Origin of the sequence: Prevotella sp. CAG:592, assembly GCF_000436015.1 — a bacterium.
Lineage (GTDB): Bacteria > Bacteroidota > Bacteroidia > Bacteroidales > Bacteroidaceae > Prevotella > Prevotella pectinovora.
This window is the reverse complement of the sequence record NZ_FR892576.1, coordinates 1-2,234: the sequence shown is the minus strand read 5'-3', so window position 1 is coordinate 2,234 and position 2,234 is coordinate 1. Positions and strand designations below refer to the sequence as shown.

General features: G+C 52.9%; 1 protein-coding gene. It reads left to right on the top strand.

Annotated features, from left to right (window positions below; translation table 11 throughout):
- Window positions 1-1,903: RecQ family ATP-dependent DNA helicase (locus tag QVO99_RS05965; protein WP_288176996.1), on the top strand; the 1,903-nt coding region annotated here is incomplete at its 5' end.
- Window positions 1,904-2,234: the final 331 nt, after the last annotated feature.

Genomic DNA, 2,234 nt, shown 5'->3' with positions numbered 1-2,234 from the left:
GAACTCCTCTCTCAACAAGGCTGCCATCGACCAAGTGAAGAAAGACATACGATCCGGACTGACCAAGCTGCTGTATGTGGCTCCCGAGTCGCTGACCAAGGAGGAGTATGTGGAATTCCTGAAGTCGGTGAAGATTTCGTTTTATGCCATCGACGAGGCACACTGTATTTCGGAATGGGGCCACGACTTCCGTCCGGAATACCGACGCATCAGACCCATCATCGGTCAGATAGGCAATGCCCCCGTGATAGCCCTCACGGCAACGGCGACCGACAAGGTGCGCACGGACATCAAGAAGAGCCTCGGCATCACCCAGGCCAAAGAGTTCAAGAGCTCCTTCAACCGTCCGAACCTATATTATGAGGTGAGGCAGAAGACAAAGGACGTAGACCGCGACATCGTGAAGTTCATACGCCAGAACAGCGGCAAGAGCGGTATCATATACTGTCTGTCGCGCAAGAAGGTGGAAGAGCTTGCCGCCGTGCTCCAGGCGAACAATATCAAGGCGGCCGCCTATCATGCAGGATTCGACGCTGCCACACGGTCGAAGACGCAAGACGATTTCCTTATGGAGAAGATCGACGTCATCGTAGCCACCATAGCCTTCGGCATGGGAATAGACAAGCCCGATGTGCGCTTCGTGATACACTACGACATACCGAAGAGCCTCGAAGGCTACTATCAGGAGACGGGTAGGGCAGGACGCGATGGCGGAGAAGGCAAGTGTATAGCATTCTATTCACGCAAGGACCTTCACAAACTGGAGAAATTCATGGAGGGCAAACCCGTGGCGGAGCAGGACATCGGCAGACAACTGCTGCAGGAGACAGCGGCGTATGCCGAATCGTCAGTATGCCGACGCAAGATGCTGCTCCACTATTTCGGTGAGGATTATCCCAAGGACAACTGCGGCAACTGCGACAACTGTCTGCATCCCAAGGTGAAGATAGATGCCACGAAAGAGACGGTGATAGTGCTCAGGGCGGTGAAGGCATTGAAGGAGGATTTCCGTTCCGACTACGTGATAGACTTCGTGAAGGGCCGCGACACCGACGACATAAAAGACCACAAGCATGACCTGCTGCCGGAGTTCGGAGAGGGCGAAGACTGCGACATAAAGATCTGGAACCCCGTAATCCGGCAGTCTATCATCGCCGGCTTCCTCAAGAAAGACGTGGAGAACTATGGAGTGCTGAAGATTACTAAGTGTGGACTCGATTTCATCAATAATCCGTACACCTTCATGGTGGTGAAAGACGCTGAGTTCAGCGAAGAAGACGACGATGAGGTGGGCGAGAGACAGACGGCGGCGCTCGACCCGGAACTCTTTGCCATGCTCCAGGACCTGAGAAAAGACACGAGCCGCAAGCTGGGCATCCCGCCATACGTGATATTCCAGGATGTTTCGCTCGAGCAGATGGCTACGGTATATCCGATATCTCTCGAAGAACTGGTGAATATCCCAGGCGTCGGTGTGGGCAAGGCACACCGCTACGGCAAGGAATTCATTGCCCTGATAAAGCGCCATTGCGAGGAGAACGACATCGAGAGACCTGAGGACTTGAGAATACGCACCGTGCCGAAGAAGTCTATGCTGAAGGTGAAGATAATACAGAGCATCGACCGCAAGATGCCGCTCGACGACATTGCAGATGCACAGAACATCGACTTCGAGGACCTTCTCACTGAGATTGAGGCAATCGTATACAGTGGAACGAAGCTAAATATCGACTACTTTCTTGAGGATGTGATGGACGATGACCATATCGACGACATATACGAATATTTCCGCGAGAGCGAGACCGACGACCTGGAAGTGGCAATGGACGAACTCGGCGAGGACTATACCGAGGATGAGGTGAGACTCGTCAGGATAAAGTTCTTCTCTGAGTTGGCGAACTAAGTGGGAGACAGTGCTTCCCCTGTAGGATAACCCATCCTTACCTTTCGAAAGGGCCGGGACAGTTTTCAACACTACAGACATCAGCCCCCTCTCGTTCTCCCCCGTAGGGGAGATGCCGGTTACCAAAACGTATATATAGAAGCGGGCGAGGAGGTGAATTACTAATAGTCAGTTCCGAATATTCACAGATAGTCAGTTCCGAATATACAGAGATGGTCAGTTCCGGACATACAGTCCCTCCCCTACGGGGGAGGTTAGGTGGGGGCTGAAGTCGGCAGTAACATCAGCATGACGATTATGATTTGAACATCAGCCCCCTCTCGTTCTCCCC